The sequence below is a fragment of the Rubritalea squalenifaciens DSM 18772 genome, from assembly GCF_900141815.1.
Taxonomy (GTDB): Bacteria; Verrucomicrobiota; Verrucomicrobiia; order Verrucomicrobiales; family Akkermansiaceae; genus Rubritalea; species Rubritalea squalenifaciens.
On the sequence record NZ_FQYR01000004.1, the window covers coordinates 202372 to 220400 of the forward strand.

The 18029-nt window shown below is 52.1% G+C and carries 17 protein-coding genes; 6 read left to right on the top strand and 11 right to left on the bottom strand.

Going from position 1 to position 18029, the window contains the following annotated elements:
- Positions 1-2 precede the first annotated feature (2 nt).
- From BUB27_RS11100 to BUB27_RS11110, 3 genes are all read right to left on the bottom strand, one after another.
- Entirely contained in the window at positions 3-944 is a 942-nt protein-coding gene (locus BUB27_RS11100) for a transglutaminase family protein (RefSeq protein ID WP_143183919.1), read from the bottom strand.
- The gene (locus tag BUB27_RS11105) at positions 941-3493 is read right to left on the bottom strand and encodes a circularly permuted type 2 ATP-grasp protein (protein WP_143183920.1); all 2553 of its coding nucleotides are present in this window, start codon (positions 3491-3493) and stop codon (positions 941-943) included. The genes BUB27_RS11100 and BUB27_RS11105 overlap by 4 nt, the downstream gene beginning before the upstream one ends.
- A gap of 112 nt (positions 3494-3605) precedes the next feature.
- On the bottom strand, positions 3606-4454 hold the full coding sequence (locus tag BUB27_RS11110; protein WP_143183921.1) for a transglutaminase-like domain-containing protein: 849 nt from the start codon (positions 4452-4454) through the stop codon (positions 3606-3608).
- Between the two features lie 244 nt (positions 4455-4698).
- Here BUB27_RS11110 and BUB27_RS11115 point away from each other — a divergent pair, with 244 nt between their 5' ends.
- Positions 4699-6282: a serine/threonine-protein kinase gene (locus BUB27_RS11115; RefSeq protein WP_143183922.1), complete on the top strand. Its 1584-nt coding sequence runs from the start codon at positions 4699-4701 to the stop codon at positions 6280-6282.
- An 83-nt stretch (positions 6283-6365) separates the two neighbouring features.
- Positions 6366-6980, top strand: coding sequence for a transcriptional repressor LexA (gene lexA, locus BUB27_RS11120; RefSeq protein ID WP_143183923.1), 615 nt, complete (start codon positions 6366-6368; stop codon positions 6978-6980).
- A 38-nt stretch (positions 6981-7018) separates the two neighbouring features.
- Here lexA and BUB27_RS11125 read toward each other — a convergent pair whose 3' ends face one another.
- The 4 genes from BUB27_RS11125 to upp form a co-directional block, all read right to left on the bottom strand.
- Positions 7019-7297 carry a hypothetical protein gene (locus BUB27_RS11125; RefSeq protein WP_143183924.1) on the bottom strand — a complete coding sequence of 93 codons (279 nt, stop codon included), beginning with the start codon at positions 7295-7297 and terminating at the stop codon, positions 7019-7021.
- Positions 7298-7378: 81 nt separating this feature from the next.
- Complete coding sequence (locus BUB27_RS11130; RefSeq protein ID WP_143183925.1) at positions 7379-8203, bottom strand: endonuclease/exonuclease/phosphatase family protein; 825 nt, start codon at positions 8201-8203, stop codon at positions 7379-7381.
- A gap of 115 nt (positions 8204-8318) precedes the next feature.
- Positions 8319-9719 (bottom strand): pyruvate kinase, encoded by a 1401-nt coding sequence (gene pyk / locus BUB27_RS11135; RefSeq protein ID WP_143183926.1) that lies wholly within the window; start codon positions 9717-9719, stop codon positions 8319-8321.
- Between the two features lie 136 nt (positions 9720-9855).
- Entirely contained in the window at positions 9856-10485 is a 630-nt protein-coding gene (gene upp / locus BUB27_RS11140) for a uracil phosphoribosyltransferase (RefSeq protein ID WP_143183927.1), read from the bottom strand.
- A 102-nt stretch (positions 10486-10587) separates the two neighbouring features.
- On the opposite strand from upp, the gene BUB27_RS11145 reads away from it, so the two are divergent.
- On the top strand, positions 10588-11151 hold the full coding sequence (locus BUB27_RS11145; protein WP_143183928.1) for a fused DSP-PTPase phosphatase/NAD kinase-like protein: 564 nt from the start codon (positions 10588-10590) through the stop codon (positions 11149-11151).
- Here BUB27_RS11145 and BUB27_RS19225 read toward each other — a convergent pair.
- Both BUB27_RS19225 and uppS read right to left on the bottom strand, forming a co-directional pair.
- The gene (locus BUB27_RS19225; RefSeq protein WP_143183929.1) at positions 11148-12518 is read right to left on the bottom strand and encodes a sigma-54-dependent transcriptional regulator; all 1371 of its coding nucleotides are present in this window, start codon (positions 12516-12518) and stop codon (positions 11148-11150) included. The genes BUB27_RS11145 and BUB27_RS19225 overlap by 4 nt on opposite strands.
- Before the next feature lie 12 nt (positions 12519-12530).
- Complete coding sequence (gene uppS, locus BUB27_RS11155; RefSeq protein WP_234991738.1) at positions 12531-13286, bottom strand: undecaprenyl pyrophosphate synthase; 756 nt, start codon at positions 13284-13286, stop codon at positions 12531-12533.
- Positions 13287-13498: 212 nt separating this feature from the next.
- Here uppS and BUB27_RS11160 point away from each other — a divergent pair, with 212 nt between their 5' ends.
- From BUB27_RS11160 to BUB27_RS18915, 3 genes are all read left to right on the top strand, one after another.
- Positions 13499-14896, top strand: a complete 1398-nt coding sequence (locus tag BUB27_RS11160; RefSeq protein ID WP_143183930.1) for an ROK family protein — start codon at positions 13499-13501, stop codon at positions 14894-14896.
- A gap of 75 nt (positions 14897-14971) precedes the next feature.
- Positions 14972-15472, top strand: a complete 501-nt coding sequence (locus tag BUB27_RS11165) for a YcxB family protein (protein ID WP_143183931.1) — start codon at positions 14972-14974, stop codon at positions 15470-15472.
- A gap of 53 nt (positions 15473-15525) precedes the next feature.
- Entirely contained in the window at positions 15526-15693 is a 168-nt protein-coding gene (locus BUB27_RS18915; RefSeq protein ID WP_159434922.1) for a hypothetical protein, read from the top strand.
- A 68-nt stretch (positions 15694-15761) separates the two neighbouring features.
- Here BUB27_RS18915 and BUB27_RS11170 read toward each other — a convergent pair whose 3' ends face one another.
- On the bottom strand, positions 15762-16745 hold the full coding sequence (locus BUB27_RS11170; protein WP_143183932.1) for a peptidylprolyl isomerase: 984 nt from the start codon (positions 16743-16745) through the stop codon (positions 15762-15764).
- Positions 16746-16907: 162 nt separating this feature from the next.
- Positions 16908-17846, bottom strand: coding sequence for a quinolinate synthase NadA (gene nadA / locus BUB27_RS11175; protein ID WP_143183933.1), 939 nt, complete (start codon positions 17844-17846; stop codon positions 16908-16910).
- Positions 17847-18029: the final 183 nt, after the last annotated feature.

Sequence of the window (18029 nt, forward strand, 5' to 3'; positions counted from 1 at the left end):
GGTCAAGCACTGTTACGGGATGTTAGGGTTGGGTTGATGGCGTCTGGAGCCGAGGGTTCGGCTTCATCCAGCGGAGTGACGGTCACGCCAATACTGAGCTTTTGTCTTCCTCCTCCATAGACGGTGCCTCGGACAGGGCAGATGTCATGATAGTCGCGGCCGTAGGCCACCCGGATATGGTTGTAGGAAGGTTTGAGGTTATTAGTGGCATCAAACTCCATCCACCCATGCTGAGGGATGTAGATGCTGATCCATGCATGTGAGGCATCGGCTCCAATGAGTCTCGTCTTACCGGGAGGGGGCTCGGTGCGCAGATAGCCGGAGACATAGCGTGCGGGTAGCCCGATGGAGCGCAGACAGGAAATCTGGAAATGAGCAAAGTCCTGACACACGCCTGCACGTCTGTGGTAGGTCTCCATCACTGGAGTCGTGACAGAGCTGGCGCTGCGATCAAATTGGAAATCCTTGAAAATACGTTCAGTTAAATCCGTGACGCCTTCCACTATGTGGGTGCCGGCATGGAATGATTGCAGCGCGTAGTCTGCTAGCTGCTTGTTCAGTGGGCAAAGTGGAGAAGCATAAACGAATTCAGAGGCTGCCCGGTCATTTGCATGATTGGCCAAGCTGATTTTATCTCTGACCTCTTCCCATGTCGGGGATAGGTCAAGCAGGCTGGATGATCTTCTGCTGATCTCTACCTCGGAGATGCTATCCACCACCAGACTCTTGTGTGGTGTAGCCAAGGAGAAGTATGCTGTTAGGTTGCCAAAGTAATCTATGAAGGTGGTGTAAACATCAGGGGTCGGGGAGATTTTTAGCTCATGGAGTAGCAGCTCTTGGCTAGCTGATTCCAATGGGGATAGCCTAGCGATATGATGGGAATCAGATACATGATCATCATAGTCATAGCGCGTGGTGTGCTGGATATGGAAACGAACACTCATGAGGCAGTGAAGGTCGTGTGTGTAAAGAATTCCCAGCTCAACATTTCATAAACTTTGGGGAGATCTGTGCGTAGATTTCTAATGTAAGTAGATACCGTTTTTGTGGATTCCCGTTCGCTAGCCTCGTCTTTATTGTTGAGTAGTTCGGTCTGCAGGAAGTTAAGAGCCTTGCGGACGATGGTGTGAGAAGGCCGTAGGATGATTCCCTCAGCAGGAGGGGGGAGTTCTGCAAAGCTTTGGTCGAGATCGTGCAGTTGGTAGGCGAGTCCGCGCGGGTTTTCAGGATCAAAGAGAATGAGATCAAGTGCGGGTAATAGCTGTGGAGTCCCTTGATAGCGGAACCGGTAGGTCATACTGCTGTCTAATATGCAGAGCACTGCATCTAGTACGGGAGTGGTGATGACAGGATGAAGTGCCAGTAGTTCGTCCAGTAGAGCTAGCATCCAGATGCTGCGTTCCAGGCGGCGGCCGATGTTGAGGAATTGCCAGCTGGCATTGCGGGTAAGGTTCTCTCGGCAGGTACCGTTGAAAGCGGAGTGGAGCAAGATCGCTTGCTGTAGTTCGACCCGGAAACCGGCGAGAGTCTTCGGTGGCGAGCTAGTCACGAGTGTATCCAGGCTTTGGATAATTCTCCAAGTGTCCTTGGAGAGCCGGTGCCTTGAGAGTGCGGCCAGTTGGCGCAGCTTGGTGATGTTGTCCGGAATCGAGCTTTGTTTGAGTCCGAGGTCTCTGGTGGAGAGGTAGTAGATACTAGTCAGCTCTTCGAGTAGTTTGTGCTGGTCGAGCACAGGAGCATAGCTTTCGGACTCTTCCTTGCTCAGGTAGTGCATCTTGGCCAGCAAGTGAAGGAGAGGAGGGATCGGCTGCATTTCCTGGCCATCTTGCTCAGCAACGGTGGTTTGTAGGATTTCTAACAATACACGAGTTACGAATTCTGTACGCTCAGCATAGCGCCCGATCCAGAGCATGTTGTCAGCGGAGCGGCTAGAGAGGGATCCTGTGCTGCGCCTGATACTTACCCGGCTAGATGGTCTTGGGTTTACTTTAGATTCGCTCCTGCCTGAGGAGCATACCCAGAGGTCTTTACTGCTGCTGCTCTCATGCAGTGAGAGGCCAGGAAGCATGTCTGCATGAGCGGCAGATCTCACTAGTCCCCCGGGCATCACTTTGTAGTGATCTCCATCCGCTAACAAGAATAGCCTGATCGCGAATGGGCAGGATTCGAACCCTATACCATTCCATACGGGAGCTGCGGAGAAGGGCATTTCCCTCTGAACTACGTAGGATTGCGAATCTTTGATTACTTTGTCTCTCAGTATCTGGAACTCCTGATCATTAAGCTGGCGGGTAGAAATTGCGGAGAATTGATCACGCTCAAAAGCGCTTTTGATGATGCTGTGTTTGGAGTCCAGGCATTCTAGTGAATCTTCGGAGAGCTCATCCCAGTGGGTCTCAATCGAGGGGATGAGCAGGTCTTCATTGAGTAAGTGTCTGGCAATAGCTGGCAGGTAGGGGAGGAATGCTGGCGCCTCAAGGATCCCTGTTCCTGGAGGGTTGATCACTTGAACCGTGCCTGCTCGAATACAATGAATGAGTCCAGGCACTCCGAAGCTGTTGGCCGATGGCATGTCCAATGGATCGGTGTCGTTTCCCGATATTCTTCTGAGCAGGACATGAATCCGTTTCAGGCCTTGGACGGTTTTCAAATAGAGCCGGTCGTTACGTACGGTAAGTTCAGTGCCTACGGTCAGAGTGATACCCATATAGCGGGTCAGAAAGGCATCTTCGAAATAGGCTCGGTCCTCGGGCCCGGGGCTCAGCATGGCGATTCCCGGTGTATCCACTCCCTCAGGGGCCAGGCTTTTGAGATGCGTGTTGAACTCTTGGAAGTAGTTGGCCAGGCGTATGATTTTTAGCCGCTTGGAGGTATCTGGAAAGACACTGGAGAGTACAATACGGTTTTCCAAAGCCAAGCCTGCCCCATTAGGGGCCTCCGTCCGGTCAGAGATGACTCTCCAGCTTCCGTCAGGCTCCCGTGCAATGTCCACTGCATAGGTAGTAAGGAGGCGTCTTTTCTGCTGATTGATCTGATGTAGTGAGCGGTTAAATCCCGGATGGGAGAGAACTAGGGAGGGGGGGATGATGCCGTCCGAGATCAGATTCTGACTGCCATAGCAGTCCTGAAGGATGCTCTCTAACAGGTTCGCGCGTTGGATGACGGCCTTGTGGATGTAGTTCCATTCTTTCTCGGACATGAGAAGAGGAATAGGATCAAGATCCCACCTACGTGAAGAGGCCTTGTTTTCCGGCATTAGGTCATGAGCCACACCATTTTCATGGAGCATGTCTTCACCTCTTCTCCAGGCCGTATTCAAGCCATCAAAGCCCATTTGATTCAGTTGCGTAGCGAGTTCTTGCCAGAGGGATTTAGAGTCGGCAGCGCTATGCTGTGATTCATCAAATACCTCTGAATTTGGGCGATAGAGGTCGAAAAGCCTCTGTGAAGTGGCTCTTGTGGAAGCTAGGGACTGTAATTTCTGATCAGGCATTAATCATTAAGGCACAAGTCGTACCCTACAGCATACCTGAGATATTCTAGAGGTCGAGGTTCAACATGCCTCGAGAACAGAAATTTCAGGTGGGGGGATTTGGGGGGCTGAGTCATCCTAAAACAAAGGCTGTCTTGCTCTGACGGAGCTCATCTTGGGTGATCGGGGAGAGAGGTGACTGGCTGGTACAGCAGACTTGTACCTCGGAACCAACAATATCTCCATAAAGGCTGGCGAGAGCTGTATCGGAGGCATCATGACCTGAGGCGATCCGGACAATACCATTGAGTGGAGCAAGATGTGTCGGGTCGAACAAACACCATTGCTCTCCCAGATAGGCCTCGAAGCAGGCATGGAAATCTTGAGGTTCCAGTTGAGCTGCGTAAGCGGTGAGGTAGCGGGCTGGGATTGACAGGGCTCTAACCAGGGCTATCGCCAAATGGGAGAAGTCCCGGCAAACGCCCGAGCGTTTCTCGAGGATGTCCGTAGCTGAGTCCTGTTCACTCGTGGTTCCCGGAGCATAGCTGATATGCTGGTGAATCCAGTCTACGATGCGGCTGACTTTGGCGAAGGCCGAAAGCTCATTTCCGGCAATTTCCTCAGCAACTTCACGGAGGCGGTCTGACTGACAATAACGGCTCGGGTAAATGAAAGGTAGTAGTTCGGCGGGCAGTGTACTTGGGTGAGGGCTGGTGAGTGAGGCTCCTGCGATCAATGAATGGGTGGGTGTAGCCTGAGCGCTGTATTGTAGGGATAAAGGGCCAGGACTGTGAATGTTGATTCTGGTATAGGTGCCGTGTGCCATGTCGTGGACCAGATCAGTCATTTCCGCTGGCCGGTCACTGCTCAGTATCTCGGAAAGGACCGTCTGGCCAGGTGTCCGCATGCATTTGATTGATGCCAGAATTGTGGCTTCATTCATAAGCTCATAGTTGAGCCGTGCTGTCGTTAGAAATTGCATATGCAGAGTAAGGACACACACCTTTGGCGTTATGGGTTAACCCTCCATCACTGGGACCTTGGAAGACATTTCCAGGATAGGAGCGGCTTGAGCTAAGGCGGGGGGTGGAGAATCTTTGTAGCACATGTGCCCGCCTAATCGTAGTGGAAAATGAGAGAGAGAAGCTAAGAGGATTTGATGATAAAGTTTGCCTAGGTGCTTCGGCTTTGTGTTATATGCGTGTACGCCGTTTATTAATTGAAGCATGTCGGAGGAAAACATCAGGGACGAAAAAGCTGCTGCACGCAACATGCTTGCGTGGGCGCTGACTGAGCGTCTGGACACACCGACATCGGATGGAGAGGTCGATCTGGAGGGCTATGAGATCAAGGAGGTACTGGGACGAGGTGCCATGGGAGTGGTGTATAAGGCGGAGCATGTAGAGCTGGGAAGAGTGGTGGCACTAAAAGTCTTCTCTCCTCAGAAAGAGGGGAATGAACTGTTCGTGGAGCGCCTCAAGCGTGAAGGCAGGCTGATGGCACAGCTTGAGCATCCCAATGTGTTAGGGATCTATAATGCGGGATTGATGGAGGATGAGACCCCCTACCTGGTACTCGAATACGTAGAGGGGGGAGATCTACAGAAGCGCCTCAGGAAAGAAAGAAGACTTGGCAAGAAGGAGGCGATTCGAATTGCAGTCCGGGTGTGTAATGCCCTGTCGGCCGTTCACAGCTTGGGTATTGTACATCGTGATATCAAGCCAGCCAATGTCTTGCTGGGGGAGGACGGTAGTGTGAAAGTGAGTGACTTCGGTATTTCCAAGGAGATGCAGGAAGCCGTTAGTCACGGAGGATTGACTCTAACAGGGACGACGGTAGGAACGGTGGATTATATGTCTCCGGAGCAGTCCAATGGGGGTGATGTGGATGTGCGCTCTGACATCTACAGCGTGGGAGTTTTACTCTATGAAATGATCTCGGGGGTGACTCCACGGGGAGCGTTTGAGTCTCTCGAAAAATATGGAGCACCCAAGGACCTGGACAGGCTGGTGATGCGCTGCTTGCAGCGTGACCGGCGTAAGCGTCCGGCCAGCGCTCAGAACTTGGCGCTCCATCTTCGAAGGATCTACCGCCAAATGAAGAAGCGCAGCTCTCGCAGTGCCGTGCCTTATCTCTGGGGGGGGCTGGGTGCCGTGGCAGCAGTGGCTGTGATGGTGATGTTTGCGGCCAGAGGGGTGCGTAAAGGTGATGATGTGTCTGCAGGTAATCAGCCAAGTGAAGGTGCTACTGAGGCAATGCCGCTCGTGAGGAAAAATTCCTGGGTCAGCTTGACGGATATGGTCGACATTGAGCGTGATGCTGAGCTCGGTAAATGGTGGAGAAGCGGTGAGGATCTGATTTGTCATCAGCATCCAGGGGCCCGGCTTTTCTTTCACGCCGATACCGGCACGAAGTATGAAGTGGAAACCGAGTTCACCAGAGTTTCTGGTGACGGAGCGATGGTGCTGTTTCTTCCCACGAGTGTGGGAACTCTGGCCTTTACGCTGGATGGCCATGGAGAGCACTGGACTGGCCTTGAAATGCTCAATGGAAAGTTGATTCCACAGATGCGTAGTGGTCAGAGAAGAAAGCTGCGTATCCAGAATGGTTCATTATACAAGGTGAAGGCTGTGGTCGGAGTGGATACGGTAAGTATTTTGATCAATGACGAGGGGATCGGTCAGTGGGAGATCCAAGGGAAAGTGGCCAGCGTGAGTCCACAATGGGGTGGTGGTAGTCCCGGAAAAATAGGGGTAGGGGCGGATCGTAGCCAGGCGCTTTTCGGTAATGTACGCGTCTTTAGGCACTGACAATACGGGTGAAGCTGAAATAATCCTTGCCTGAATGGGGATATCAAGGCATTGTGTTCTTAAGAACAGTGTTCAATTAGGTCATGGCAAAAGGACTTACCAAACGACAAGAGGAGATTTACGAATACCTGAAAAGGGAAGCTCGTGAGACGGGGGTGATTCCCTCTACTAGGGAAATCCAGCATTACTTCGGATTTGCCAGTCAGACGGCAGCGATGAACCATTTGCGGGCTCTCGAGAAGAAAGGAATTATCCAGCGAGTTCCGGGCAAAGCGAGAGCCGTTGCCTTCCCCGAGGAGCTTGAGCGAGAGGAAATCGTCGACATTCCGATCTATGGGCAGATTGCCGCTGGTATGGCACAGGATACGACTCAAGAGAGAGAGGGATGTTTATCCATAGATATCCGCAGCCTAGGATTGCCAAGAAATACACGCACCTTCGCACTCAAAGTACGTGGGGATTCCATGATCGACGCGCATGTCTGTGATGGCGACACGGTGATCCTTGAGTTCCGTGAACCAAGGCGCAATGACATCGTCGCGGCCTTGATCGATGGAGAGACTACACTGAAGCGTTATGTGGTGGAGAACGGCAAGCCCTTCCTGAGAGCGGAGAACGAGCTGTTTCCTGATCTGATCCCAGCACGGGAGCTGATCATTCAAGGGGTGATGGTCGCTCTTCTAAGAAATGCAGCCTAGCAAGCTAGGCTGCTCTTTCCTGAAATAGATAGGGGCTGTTAGGCAGCTGGTATTTCCACGAGACCTTCTTGCTCCATACGGTTGACTGTCATTTGTAGAGAGTCGATAAGCTTGACGATGTGCTGCTCGAAGTTGTCTTGGGCTGTCAGCAAAGCGTCTGCTTCGTTGGTGAACTCATCATGTTTGACCTCTTCTTCAAGAAGGAGCCAGAACTCGGAGAGTTTTTCGATGTTACTGCGTGAGTAGTGCTCCATTTCCCTGAGTTGGGATATGAGCGACTTGAGTTTATCGATTGGTTTTACGTTTTTATCAGCCATAACTGTTAGTTTGGTTCATGTTGCCGGCTCATAGCCAATGCAACCGGTAAACGTAACACAGCTTTGGCGTGGATGCAAAAATCAGGGGGACTGGGTCAGCTGCAATGGGTGATGGTCTGAGCCGGGAGGGTTGCCGTTATTGATGACCTTAACAGTCACGCCTTTCAGTGATGGGCTGGTAAAGATGTGGTCGATGCGGAGTCCGGGTTTAAGGCCAGCCTGCCAGGTGTTGTAGGTGAGCACTTGTTGCTCGCAGGGGTCAATGAGCAGAGGAGAGTCCAATAGTCTCTGGATCGCTTTGTTTTCGCTGTTCGCGTTGAAGTCGCCCATAAGGATCACGGGATCATTCAGGTGCTTGCGAGTGGAAATCTTTCGAAGGATGAGTTCAGCAGCTTTTTCACGTGAGTTCTGGTTCTGGTGGTCCCAATGGGTGTTGAACACATAGATACTCTTGCCGGACTTGTCCGAGAAACGGGCATAGGTACAGATCCGTGTTGTTCTGTTGCCCCAGGTGGTGCTCCCCGGTATCTGCGGGGTGCCTGATAGCCAGAAGGTGCCATGGTCCTCTGCGTCTATTGTCCAGATCTTGGGGTTGTAGAAAATGGGGGAATATTCGCCTTTTGTCTTACCGTCATCACGTCCCACCCCGGTGGATTCAAGCTCAGGCAGAGCCTTTGTGAGATCGACGAGCTGACCATGGAGTACCTCTTGCATGCCGATGATGCTAGCTCCCGATTCTCTCAGAAACTTGGTAACTGTGCCTTTGCGCTGGTTCCAGTCACGGTCTCCCTGGTCCACGTGGATATCCAGGCGGATGTTGTAGGTGACTAGGTTGAGCGGGGTAGCTGATGTTGCGGATAGCAGGGTTAGGAGACTGAGAGTGAATATGGAGAACAGCTTCATCATTTCATCATTACGTTAGAATGATCTCAGGTCTACAGGTTAATTCTGCTTAACTCAGTGCATAAAAAAAGCTCCGTCCCATGGTGTGGACGGAGCTTATAGATAAAAAGAAAGTTCCTTATGCGTGGATGAGAAGGATGGAATCAACCATTTCCTTCTTACGCAGAACGTCTGAAAGCACAACGAGTGGTGTGCCGTCTTTAACGAGACCTTTGTCTTTCAGGTAATCAACAGCGTGGTTGATGGTGTTGAGAGGCTCGTCGTAGAAAGGAAGGACGTTTGGCTCGATGCCGCGTGCAAGGGCGAGCTTGCGGCAAGTAGCGGACTCTGGTGCGAAGGCGTAGATGTTTGCCTTCGGACGAAGTAGAGCGGCTTGTGTAGCCATGACGCCACGCTTGGTGAAGACCACGAGCTCGGCATTAGGAATGGAGTCAGCAAGACCAACAGCGGCTTTAACAACCTTCTGCTTGTCTGTCTCGAGGATAGCGAGTTCAGCATTACCGATAGAACCTGATTGCTCCATGCGGCGTGCGATGCGGTCGAGAGTCTCAACACAGCGGATCGGGTGCTCACCTACGGAAGTTTCACCAGAAAGCATGATCGCATCGGCTTCCTCGTAAACTGCTGTAGATACGTCTGTGACTTCTGCACGAGTTGGAGTCGGGTTGGTGATCATGGACTCAAGCATGTGAGTTGCAACGATCACGCGGCGACCAAGAGCGTGACAGCGCTTGGTGATGCGGCGCTGGATGATTGGAAGCTCTTCAACGTGCACTTCGATACCGAGGTCACCACGAGCGATCATGATGATATCGGAAGCGATTATAATATCGTCGATGTTCTTGACGGCCTCTTGGTCTTCCACCTTGGAAACGATTTGTGAAGCACCACCGAGTTTGGTCATTTCTTCACGAAGCTCGTTTACGTGAGCTGCGTCACGAACAAAGGAACCGGCGATGTAGTCAGCCTTACACTCGACAGCGAGAGAGAGGTCCTTGTGATCCTTTTCGGTAAGTGCCGGGAGGTTGAGGCGTGTACCTGGAAGGTTGATGTGGCGGCGGTTGCCGATCTTGCCCGCAGTAAGAACTTCACAGATGAGGTTGTTATCGTTCTTCTCTTCGATGCGCATGAGCATGGTGCCGTTGTCTACCACGAGGGTAGCGCCAGCGGAAACGTCATCCATCATTCCCTCATAGTTGACTGTGGTGGAGTATGGGATAGTTGGCTCAGTGCCCTGACGGCGGATTTCGAAGCGGTCACCAATTTGAAGTTCATAAGGAGCTTCGAGGTCGCCGGTACGGATGGATGGTCCCTGGAGGTCGAAAAGAACAGCCACGTGCTTACCACGCTCTTCTGCAATCTTGCGGATGTTGTGGACGACTTCACGGCACCAGTCGTGCTGGGCGTGGGACATATTGAGACGGAATACGTTGACGCCAGCCTCGATGAGTTGGTCCAGACGCTCTGGTGAGTCAGTTGCTGGGCCGAGAGTAATGATAATACTGGTTTTACGGAACATGGTGTAGGTAAGTAAATTAGGTGTGCCTCTTGGGGCTAGGGCTGTTGGCGCGGGGTATAGGCAGATCCACGGGATAATGCAAGCCTAGGCTGCCCAGCGGTAGCTTGCATGACACTATCTGTCGTTAGGCATCGTTTTAGGCTTCCGTACCGAAAATTCTGTCACCTGCGTCGCCAAGGCCGGGAAGGATGTAACCATGCTCATTGAGGCCTCTATCTAAGTTGGCTGCAAGGATGGGGACGTCGGGGTGATTTGATTGTAAGGTGTCTAGTCCCTCGGGGGCGGCAACGATACAGACAAAACGTAGTTTCTTCGCTCCGTGTTTTTTGAGTTCGCTGATCGCCTCAGAGGCAGACCCACCGGTCGCCAGCATGGGATCCAGGACGATCACCTCAGCCTCGGAGAGCCTGGAGGGGCAGTTGAAGTAATAAGGTTCAGGCGTGAGGGTCTCTTCATTTCTAGCCAGTCCAATATGGGCGACGGATGCCTGAGGGAGGAGAGTGAGAAAGCCATCAAGTAGACCTAACCCGGCTCTCAGTATGGGGCAGAGTATGAGCGGTTCATCGAGTACGCGGGTCGATGCCGTTTCCAGCGGGGTATCCACCGAACAGCTCCTGGTGGGGAGATTACTCGTAGCGTAGGGGACCATGAGCATCGCTATCTGACGTACGAAGCGCCGGAAATCTTCAGGAGAGCATTCCTTGTAGCGCAGTTTCGCCATGTAATCATCGATAACGGGGTGGTTGAGTATCTGGGGTGCGGACATGTGAAGGTTTTTGTTCAGCAAAGATGATAGAGTCTGATTAGGCCCAGGGCAAGGCAGCTGTTTGGTGTTGAGCTAGGGGACAAGCTGATCTTGAATGGAGCCATGTTTAAGTGGTGGCTCGCTCTCTTGGTTTCTTCTGTTATGTGTTCCTGCTCCGTGGTGGAGCCTGAGTCAGGGGATAGGCCTGCAAACTGGGCTCAGAAGATTCAGGTGGAGGGAGTGCCGAATTTGTACAAGGTATCTGACTCTCTATATCGGAGTGCTCAACCGAGTAAGGAAGGGATGAGGAATCTGGAGAAGATGGGCATCAAAACGGTGATCAATCTCCGTTTCTTTTCCAAGGACGATAGGCTGCTGGAGGGAAGCTTCTTGAAAGGTGTCCACTATCCAACCTTAACGTGGATGCCGGATGAGTCTACGGCAGAGAAATTTCTGGCACAAATGGCGCAGCAGAATGGAGCGCCTTATTTGATTCATTGCTATCACGGATCGGATAGGACGGGTGCCATGTGTGCCCTCTATAGAATCGAGCAGCAGGGCTGGAAATATGATGCAGCTCTCGAGGAAATGATTTATGGCGGCTATGGGTTTCATGCCATTTGGAAAAACCTGCCCAAATGGCTGCGTAAAATGGCGGCCAAGGATTATTCGGATTCCCAAACTTAGTCTTTCTTGGAGAAGAAGGACTTGTCTGTGTTGAGAGTCTTGGCCGCTTTAGAGATGTCGCCTTCAGAGACTTCCAAGGCATAATCGATCAAGCGCTTGTTGATCCATTCCGGGATGTCTGTGTCTTCCGGTGCAGAGGCGAGCAGCTGACCAAGTATGGTGCGCACATCTGCTTGCTTTTGGAGTGAACGACCCAGAGGGATGTCGTCACCTAGCAGGACGTCTGAGGTGGCCAGGGCTGCTGCTCGAGCCATGGTGTTTTCCAGTTCACGCACGTTACCCGGCCAATGATGGGACTGGAGCAGGGCGATCGCTTCCCCGGACAGACGGAGGCGGGCCATGCCATTCTTACGCGTGATTTTGCGGAGGAAAAATTCAGCGAGAAGAGGGATGTCTTCTTTACGCTCACGGAGTGGTGGCAAGTTGAGCTCCACGACGTTTAGGCGGTAATAAAGATCTTCACGGAAACGACCGGCCTGTACTTCCTCGGCTAAGTTCTTGTTCGTGGCGGCGACGATTCTCACGTCACTGCTGAGAGTCTCGTTTCCGCCCACGCGTGAGAAGGTTCCTTCCTGCAGCACACGAAGCAGCTTTACCTGGACGGGGAGAGGCATGTCGCCAATTTCGTCCAGGAAAAGGGTGCCCCCATCGCATTGCTCGAAGCGGCCTTGGCGGCGGGCGGCGGCACCCGTGAAGGAGCCCTTCTCGTGGCCGAAGAGTTCTGACTCCAAGAGATTGTCTGGGATGGCGCCGCAGTTCAGTGCGACCATTTCCTTGCCTCGGCGAGGGCTGTACTCGTGAATGGCGTTGGCCACGAGTTCCTTACCCGTGCCACTTTCACCATAGATCAGGACGGGAGCGTCTGTACGAGCTACGCGGCCGACAGTCTTGAAGACGTCTTGAAAAGCACGTGAAACACCGATCACTTGAAGGCGGCCAGTAGTTTCCGGCACGGTTTGCTTGTGTTCGCCTGCTGAGCGACGGTTTTCGATAACCTGCCAGGCGGACTCGACCACACTTCTTAACTCGAAGGTGAGTGACTCTTTACGGATGATGTCATGTGCACCTTGCTGGGTGGCATTGATGATCTGTGGAGTGCCAGGGAAGCCTGCGGTGAGGATGACCAAGATGTCTGGATTGGAGGCACGCAACTGGGTGAGCAGCTGGATGCCGTCAAATGGCTGGATCGCGATGTCTGCAATGACGAGCTCTACGTTAGTCTTCTGGCAAACCTTGAGTGCGTTGTCCGCATTATCACAGCGGAGGATGCGTACGTCGTCCGCCTCCAAATGTTTCGTGGCCCAGTCGAGATAATCGTGGTCTGGGTCTACGAGAAGGAGTGTGCGTTCTTGGGTGTCTGCGGACATAAACTACAAAAGTTAAATCGCACCGAATCTGCGGTGGCGTTTGGAGTACTCTTGCACTGCGGCGTGCATGTCTTCCTCGTTGAAATCTGGCCAGAACTTGTCCAGGACAAAGATTTCGGCATAGCTGAGCTGCCAGAGAAGGAAGTTAGAGAGTCTTAGCTCTCCAGAGGTGCGGATGAGGAGATCTGGGTCGGGTTGGTCGGGGGCGTAGAGGTAGTTTTTGAAAGTCGCGTTGTCGATAGTGTCCGGATCGAGTTTGCCGCCGGCCACATCTTTGGCAATGGCCTTGGTGGCATCGACGATTTCTTCTCTGGAACCATAGGAGAGTGCTAGAGTCACGGTGAGCTCCGTATTGTTCTCGGTTTGCTTCAGTGCTTTATCGAGTTGTTTCCTGGTGTCTTCCGGGAGCATGTCGATGCGACCAATGGTGCGGAGGCGGACATTCTGTTTAACCATCTCCTTAGTCTTCTCCTTGAGGAAGCGCTGCAGCAGACTCATGAGGGCTTTGATCTCAGACTCCGGGCGTTTCCAGTTTTCCGAGGAAAATGCATAGAGAGTAAGGTATTTGATGTGGTAGCGCTTGCAGGCTTCAACGGCTCTGCGGACTGATTCGGCGCCGGCACGGTGGCCCGCTGCACGTGGAAGGCCGCGCTGGTTTGCCCAGCGACCGTTGCCGTCCATAATGATGGCTACGTGCTCCGGTACCTGAAGAGGTGAGGGAGTCACTTGAATGGAGGAGTCAGTGGGCATGGATTTAGTCTGGCTCATGCGAGGTCGGGCGCATTGTTGCTCATTTCATGAGGATAATGCAAGTGGACTATGTGGCTGTTTCGCCATCTGTGCACTGAAAACGGCACATTCTGTTGAAATATGACACCCTAGTGCCGATTTTACCCTTTGCTTGGCAAGTTAGTTGCTATTATGAAGCGGGCGCCACTCCGCAGCGTAAACACTCTTAATACAGAATTTTACACACTAATATGAATATCGAACCAAAAGTAACACCAGTCCTCGACGAGGGTTTCGTGCCTGCTGTCCTCTGGAACGCAGCCTATAGAGAACAAGTAGCAGCTGATGCTGGTGCTACCGAGCTCAAGATCGCAGTTGGCCGTCTCGATGGCACTGTGTTCCGTAAAGATGTCCAGATCCTCAGCCACGAAGGTGAGAATGTAGCTCTTAACCTCAAGTACGTAGAGCGTCTTGTTAAGTTCATGCTCTGGGCTCAGGGCGGTTGCACTGTCTACATCGCAGGTAACGACGACCTTGCTAAGGCTCTCGGTGATATCTACTCTGAGACTGGTGCTCGCAAGTTTGACTGGGACATCGTCGGTAAAGGCATGTTCGGCCAGTTCATCGAAGTGAAGGCAGTATCACTCGACGAAATTCCTGAGCAAAACAGCCCAGCAGCACCACTCGGCCGCAATCTTGACGGTAATCGCATCGGTTTCGACCTTGGTGGTTCCGACCGTAAGTGTGCCGCAGTTGTAAACGGTGAAGTTGTTTTCTCCACAGAAATCCCATGGGATCCATACTTCCAGGAAGATCCAAGCTACCAGCGTGAAGGTATCATTGATTCCCTCAAGAAGGCTGCTGAGCACCTTCCAAGCGTTGATGCCATCGGTGGTTCCTCCGCTGGTGTATACATCAACAACGAAGTGCGTATCGCTTCCCTGTTCCGTGGTATTAAGGACAAGAAGGTTTTTGAAGAGGTAGTTGTCCCAATGTTCAAGGACATCGCAGGTGCTGAGTACCCAGGCGTGCCTTTCGAAGTCATCAACGACGGTGAAGTGACCGCGCTTGCTGGTTCTATCACCATGGATACGAACTCCGTTCTCGGTGTAGCCATGGGTACTTCCGAGGCTGTTGGTTACGTAGACCCACAGGGTAACGTAACTACTCAGATCAACGAGCTTGCGTTCGCTCCAGTTGACTACCGCGACGGTGGTCCAGTGGACGAGTGGTCAGGCGACGAAGGCTGCGGCGTGCAGTTCTTCTGCCAGCAGGGTGTAGCCCGTCTTGCTCCTAAAGCAGGTTTCGACTTCGGTGACATGCCTTTCCCTGAGCAGCTTGTGGAAGTACAGAAGGCCATGGCTGAAGGTGACGAGCGTGCACGCAAGATCTACGAGACTATCGGTACTTGCTTCGGTTACGCGATCGCTCACTACGCTGAGTTCTACCACATCGGTACTCTCATCATCATGGGCCGTGTAACATCCGGTGAAGGTGGTCAGGTCATGATCGACGGAGCTAAGAAGGTTCTTGAGCTTGAGTTCCCTGAGCTTGCTGAGCAGATCAACATCACTCAGCCAGATGAGAAGATGAAGCGTCACGGCCAGGCTGTTGCTGCGGCATCTCTTCCATCCATTCCTAAGGCATAAGCCTTACTTGGAATAAATTATTCTTGATAAGCTACGTCTTTCCTAGAGAAAGGCGTGGCTTTTTCTTTACCAGTTATGAAGGACTTCATCCGCATTGAGACAAACTTTAACGGCACGACCCAGCATGGTGCTTACATGCAGCACCTGCTACATCGCTGGAAGTGGTGGTTACTTGTCAGGGCGCTGGTGTGCTTTGCTGCCATTCTTACTGGTGTGCTCTGGTATGCTCCTGGGGCTGAGGGTAAATCCAATCTGATTGCCGCTTTTCTCATCACAGTGGGGTGTTTTGGCTTTGTCAGGCCCATGGTGTGGCAGATGTGGCATGAGCGCCAATTGCGTAAGCATCCAGCCTATGCCGGGAAAGTAGTCTACAAGTTTGATCGCGAAGGTGTGGATATGAAAGGTAAAGCGGGTGCTGCCAAGGTGGAGTGGAGTGCTTTCCTAGAGGTAGTTCAGCGCAAGAAGGGACTATTGATTTATCAGGACAAAAAGCAATATATCTGGATTCCTGCTACCGAATTTGAAGACGGGGACATGGAGGCAATTGTGCAGCTCTTTGAGGCAAGCAAGCGCTAGTCGTGTGCAAGCAGCCGCTAGCGTAAAAGCAGATCGGGTGTAAACTCGGTCTCATGTCTAGAAAACGAAAAGTGCAGACCAAGGTCTCTGGCTGTGGGGAATTGCGTGATTCCGTGCACGAGCGCTTGGAAAGAATCCGTAAGGCCTTTACTGGGGCCAGTAGCCTGAAGTCCAAGTATCAGGCTTTGCAGAAGCTTCAAGGTGTGCCCAGCGAGGCTTAAGTTGAGGTATAAAAAAAGCCCGCCAAGTGCTGGCGGGCTTCTGGGAAAAGATACGTTGTCTAACGAGACTACATGTTGCGCTTGATCATGGCGTGACGCTTGAGGCGGGTGATCCAGCGCTCGTAACGTGCAGAGGATTTTTCGCGGCGTACATTGGACTCCACAACACGGCGTACTTGCTTGTCGTTGAGTGAAGGGGTTGGTCCAAGGTGTTGTTTGGTGCAGCGGATGATGTGGTAGCCTCGGCCGTCTTTGAGTGGCCCGAGAATTGTATTCTCTGGATTCTCGAAGATCATCATCGCAATACCTGGGTTGAGGTCAACTCGGGCAACATCTTCCTGCTTGCCGCCATCTTGAGCAAAGGCATCCTTGGAGTGCTTCTTGGCGAGCTCGGCAAAGTCAGCACCTTCCTTGAGTTGTTTGATCAAATCTTCGGCAAGCTTGAGCTGTGACTCTGGAGTCGCTGCAAGGTTGTCCTGATCAATCATCGGGATGTACATTTTCTCAAAATCGCATTTGTCCTTGGAGGTGTCTCTGAGCTTAGGTGCGATCTTGTTGTACTCTTTACGGAGTTCCGTGGGAGTAGGTGGTGCAATATCGGCGAATTGCTGGGCGCGCATGGCCTGGACAATAAGTTTGCGGCGGGTTAGATCCTTGAATTTGTTGTAGCTGATGCCTTGCTTCTTCAGGGCGTCGCGGAACTGTGAATCGCTACCATTGAAGTCACTGCGGATCTTGCGGCGGATTTCGGAATCGAGAATGTGATCAGGGATCTGGGCCTTCATTTCTTTGAAGGCGTGGATCGCTAGCTCGCGTTCGATCAATTCTTCGAGAACTTTATCTTTAGCTTTCTTAAGCTCTTTGTAGTACTCGGCGGTCTCGCGAGGGTATTTAGTGGTGAGATAGGATCTCACAGGGGAAAGAAGAAAAGATACCTCGTTCTTGGTGACCACGCGGCCATTCACTTTGGCTGCAATAGCATTGACCTCAACGGCCGCATGCGTGGCGGCTGACATGAGAAGGAGGAAGCTTAGTTTTAGCAATGATTTCATAGGGATATGGCGGGTCGGGGGGGATTCTCTCGTCTAATTAGCGGAATGCAAAGCCGGAAATGTGTATTTGACTATACTGTCATATAAATTCCTCTCTATTAACGAGAAAAGGTCTCCTGCTGGAATGCGGGAGACCTTAATACAAAGTTCTGAAAATGCAAATTACTTGGACTGCTCGAGCATTCTGAGGATCGGGGCCTCTGCTCTGGCTCGGACTTTCTCAGGCATCTCCACGGTGGGAGCCAAGTCTCTGAGGCAGTTGCGAAGCTTTTCCATGGTGTTCATTTTCATGTAGCGGCAGTCGTTGCAGGCGCACTTGTCAGTTGGTCCAGCGATCAAGTTCTTGTCTGGTGCTTCCTTCTGCAGCCTGTGCAGCATGCCGGATTCCGTCACCACGATGATGTTCTTTACTGGGGCATTCTTGCAGTAGTCTACCATCTTCTCCGTGGAGCAGACTTCGTCAGCAAGGAGGCGAACCGCTGTAGTGCACTCAGGGTGGGCGACTACAAGTGCATCAGGATATTCTTCTTTGATCTTGTTGATGGAGTCGCGGGTGAACTCGACGTGTACGTAACATGAGCCCTGCCATAAATCCATTTTACGGCCAGTTTGCTCCATGACCCAGGCGCCAAGGTTGGCGTCTGGTACGAAAAGGATTGGTCGGTCTTCTGGAGCGTTATTGACGATTTTGACTGCGTTTCCAGAGGTGCAAATCACGTCGCACAAAGCTTTCACGCCAGCAGAGCAGTTGATGTAGGCGATTACGTAGTAGTTCTTCTCGGCATTCTCTTTAAGGAAGGCTTCAAGCTGATCGGCTGGGCAAGACTGCTCGAGGGAGCAGCCAGCATCCTTGTCAGGAAGAACGACTGTCTTGTCTGGGTTGAGGATCTTGGCTGTCTCGGCCATGAAATGAACGCCGCAGAATGCGATTACATCGCAATCGGTTTCCTGCGCCTTATAGGCAAGGCCAAGGGAGTCTCCTACATAGTCTGCGATGTCCTGGATTTCTCCCACTTGGTAGTTGTGGGCCAGGATGACGGCGTTGCGCTCCTTCTTGAGGCGAAGGATTTCTTCTTTCAGGTCGATGGACGTAGTTGCCATGCCGGTAAGATAGGTGTGGGGGGCGATTTTCCAACTTTAAATATCCCGATTGGTGAAGAATACCAAAAAAATCACCGAACCCTGTAAGGTGTCCGGTGATTTCGTAAAAGTTCAGATATCTAGGTCTAGCTGATTAGTGGGCCGTTCGTCCGGCTTTTCAGTGTCCTTAGTCTCCTGTACTGA

Excerpts from the sequence above, each read along its gene's own strand:
- pyk (WP_143183926.1), bottom strand. The coding sequence starts at position 9,719 with ATGTTCCGTAAAACCAGTATTATCATTACTCTCGGCCCAGCAACTGAC.
- BUB27_RS11110 (WP_143183921.1), bottom strand. The coding sequence starts at position 4,454 with ATGCAATTTCTAACGACAGCACGGCTCAACTATGAGCTTATGAATGAA.
- BUB27_RS18915 (WP_159434922.1), top strand. The coding sequence starts at position 15,526 with ATGTCTAGAAAACGAAAAGTGCAGACCAAGGTCTCTGGCTGTGGGGAA.
- BUB27_RS11145 (WP_143183928.1), top strand. The coding sequence starts at position 10,588 with ATGTTTAAGTGGTGGCTCGCTCTCTTGGTTTCTTCTGTTATGTGTTCC.
- BUB27_RS11165 (WP_143183931.1), top strand. The coding sequence starts at position 14,972 with ATGAAGGACTTCATCCGCATTGAGACAAACTTTAACGGCACGACCCAG.
- BUB27_RS11105 (WP_143183920.1), bottom strand. The coding sequence starts at position 3,493 with ATGCCTGATCAGAAATTACAGTCCCTAGCTTCCACAAGAGCCACTTCA.
- BUB27_RS11100 (WP_143183919.1), bottom strand. The coding sequence starts at position 944 with ATGAGTGTTCGTTTCCATATCCAGCACACCACGCGCTATGACTATGAT.
- BUB27_RS11125 (WP_143183924.1), bottom strand. The coding sequence starts at position 7,297 with ATGGCTGATAAAAACGTAAAACCAATCGATAAACTCAAGTCGCTCATA.
- upp (WP_143183927.1), bottom strand. The coding sequence starts at position 10,485 with ATGTCCGCACCCCAGATACTCAACCACCCCGTTATCGATGATTACATG.
- lexA (WP_143183923.1), top strand. The coding sequence starts at position 6,366 with ATGGCAAAAGGACTTACCAAACGACAAGAGGAGATTTACGAATACCTG.
- BUB27_RS11160 (WP_143183930.1), top strand. The coding sequence starts at position 13,499 with ATGAATATCGAACCAAAAGTAACACCAGTCCTCGACGAGGGTTTCGTG.
- BUB27_RS11170 (WP_143183932.1), bottom strand. The coding sequence starts at position 16,745 with ATGAAATCATTGCTAAAACTAAGCTTCCTCCTTCTCATGTCAGCCGCC.
- uppS (WP_234991738.1), bottom strand. The coding sequence starts at position 13,286 with ATGAGCCAGACTAAATCCATGCCCACTGACTCCTCCATTCAAGTGACT.
- BUB27_RS11115 (WP_143183922.1), top strand. The coding sequence starts at position 4,699 with ATGTCGGAGGAAAACATCAGGGACGAAAAAGCTGCTGCACGCAACATG.
- nadA (WP_143183933.1), bottom strand. The coding sequence starts at position 17,846 with ATGGCAACTACGTCCATCGACCTGAAAGAAGAAATCCTTCGCCTCAAG.
- BUB27_RS11130 (WP_143183925.1), bottom strand. The coding sequence starts at position 8,203 with ATGATGAAGCTGTTCTCCATATTCACTCTCAGTCTCCTAACCCTGCTA.
- BUB27_RS19225 (WP_143183929.1), bottom strand. The coding sequence starts at position 12,518 with ATGTCCGCAGACACCCAAGAACGCACACTCCTTCTCGTAGACCCAGAC.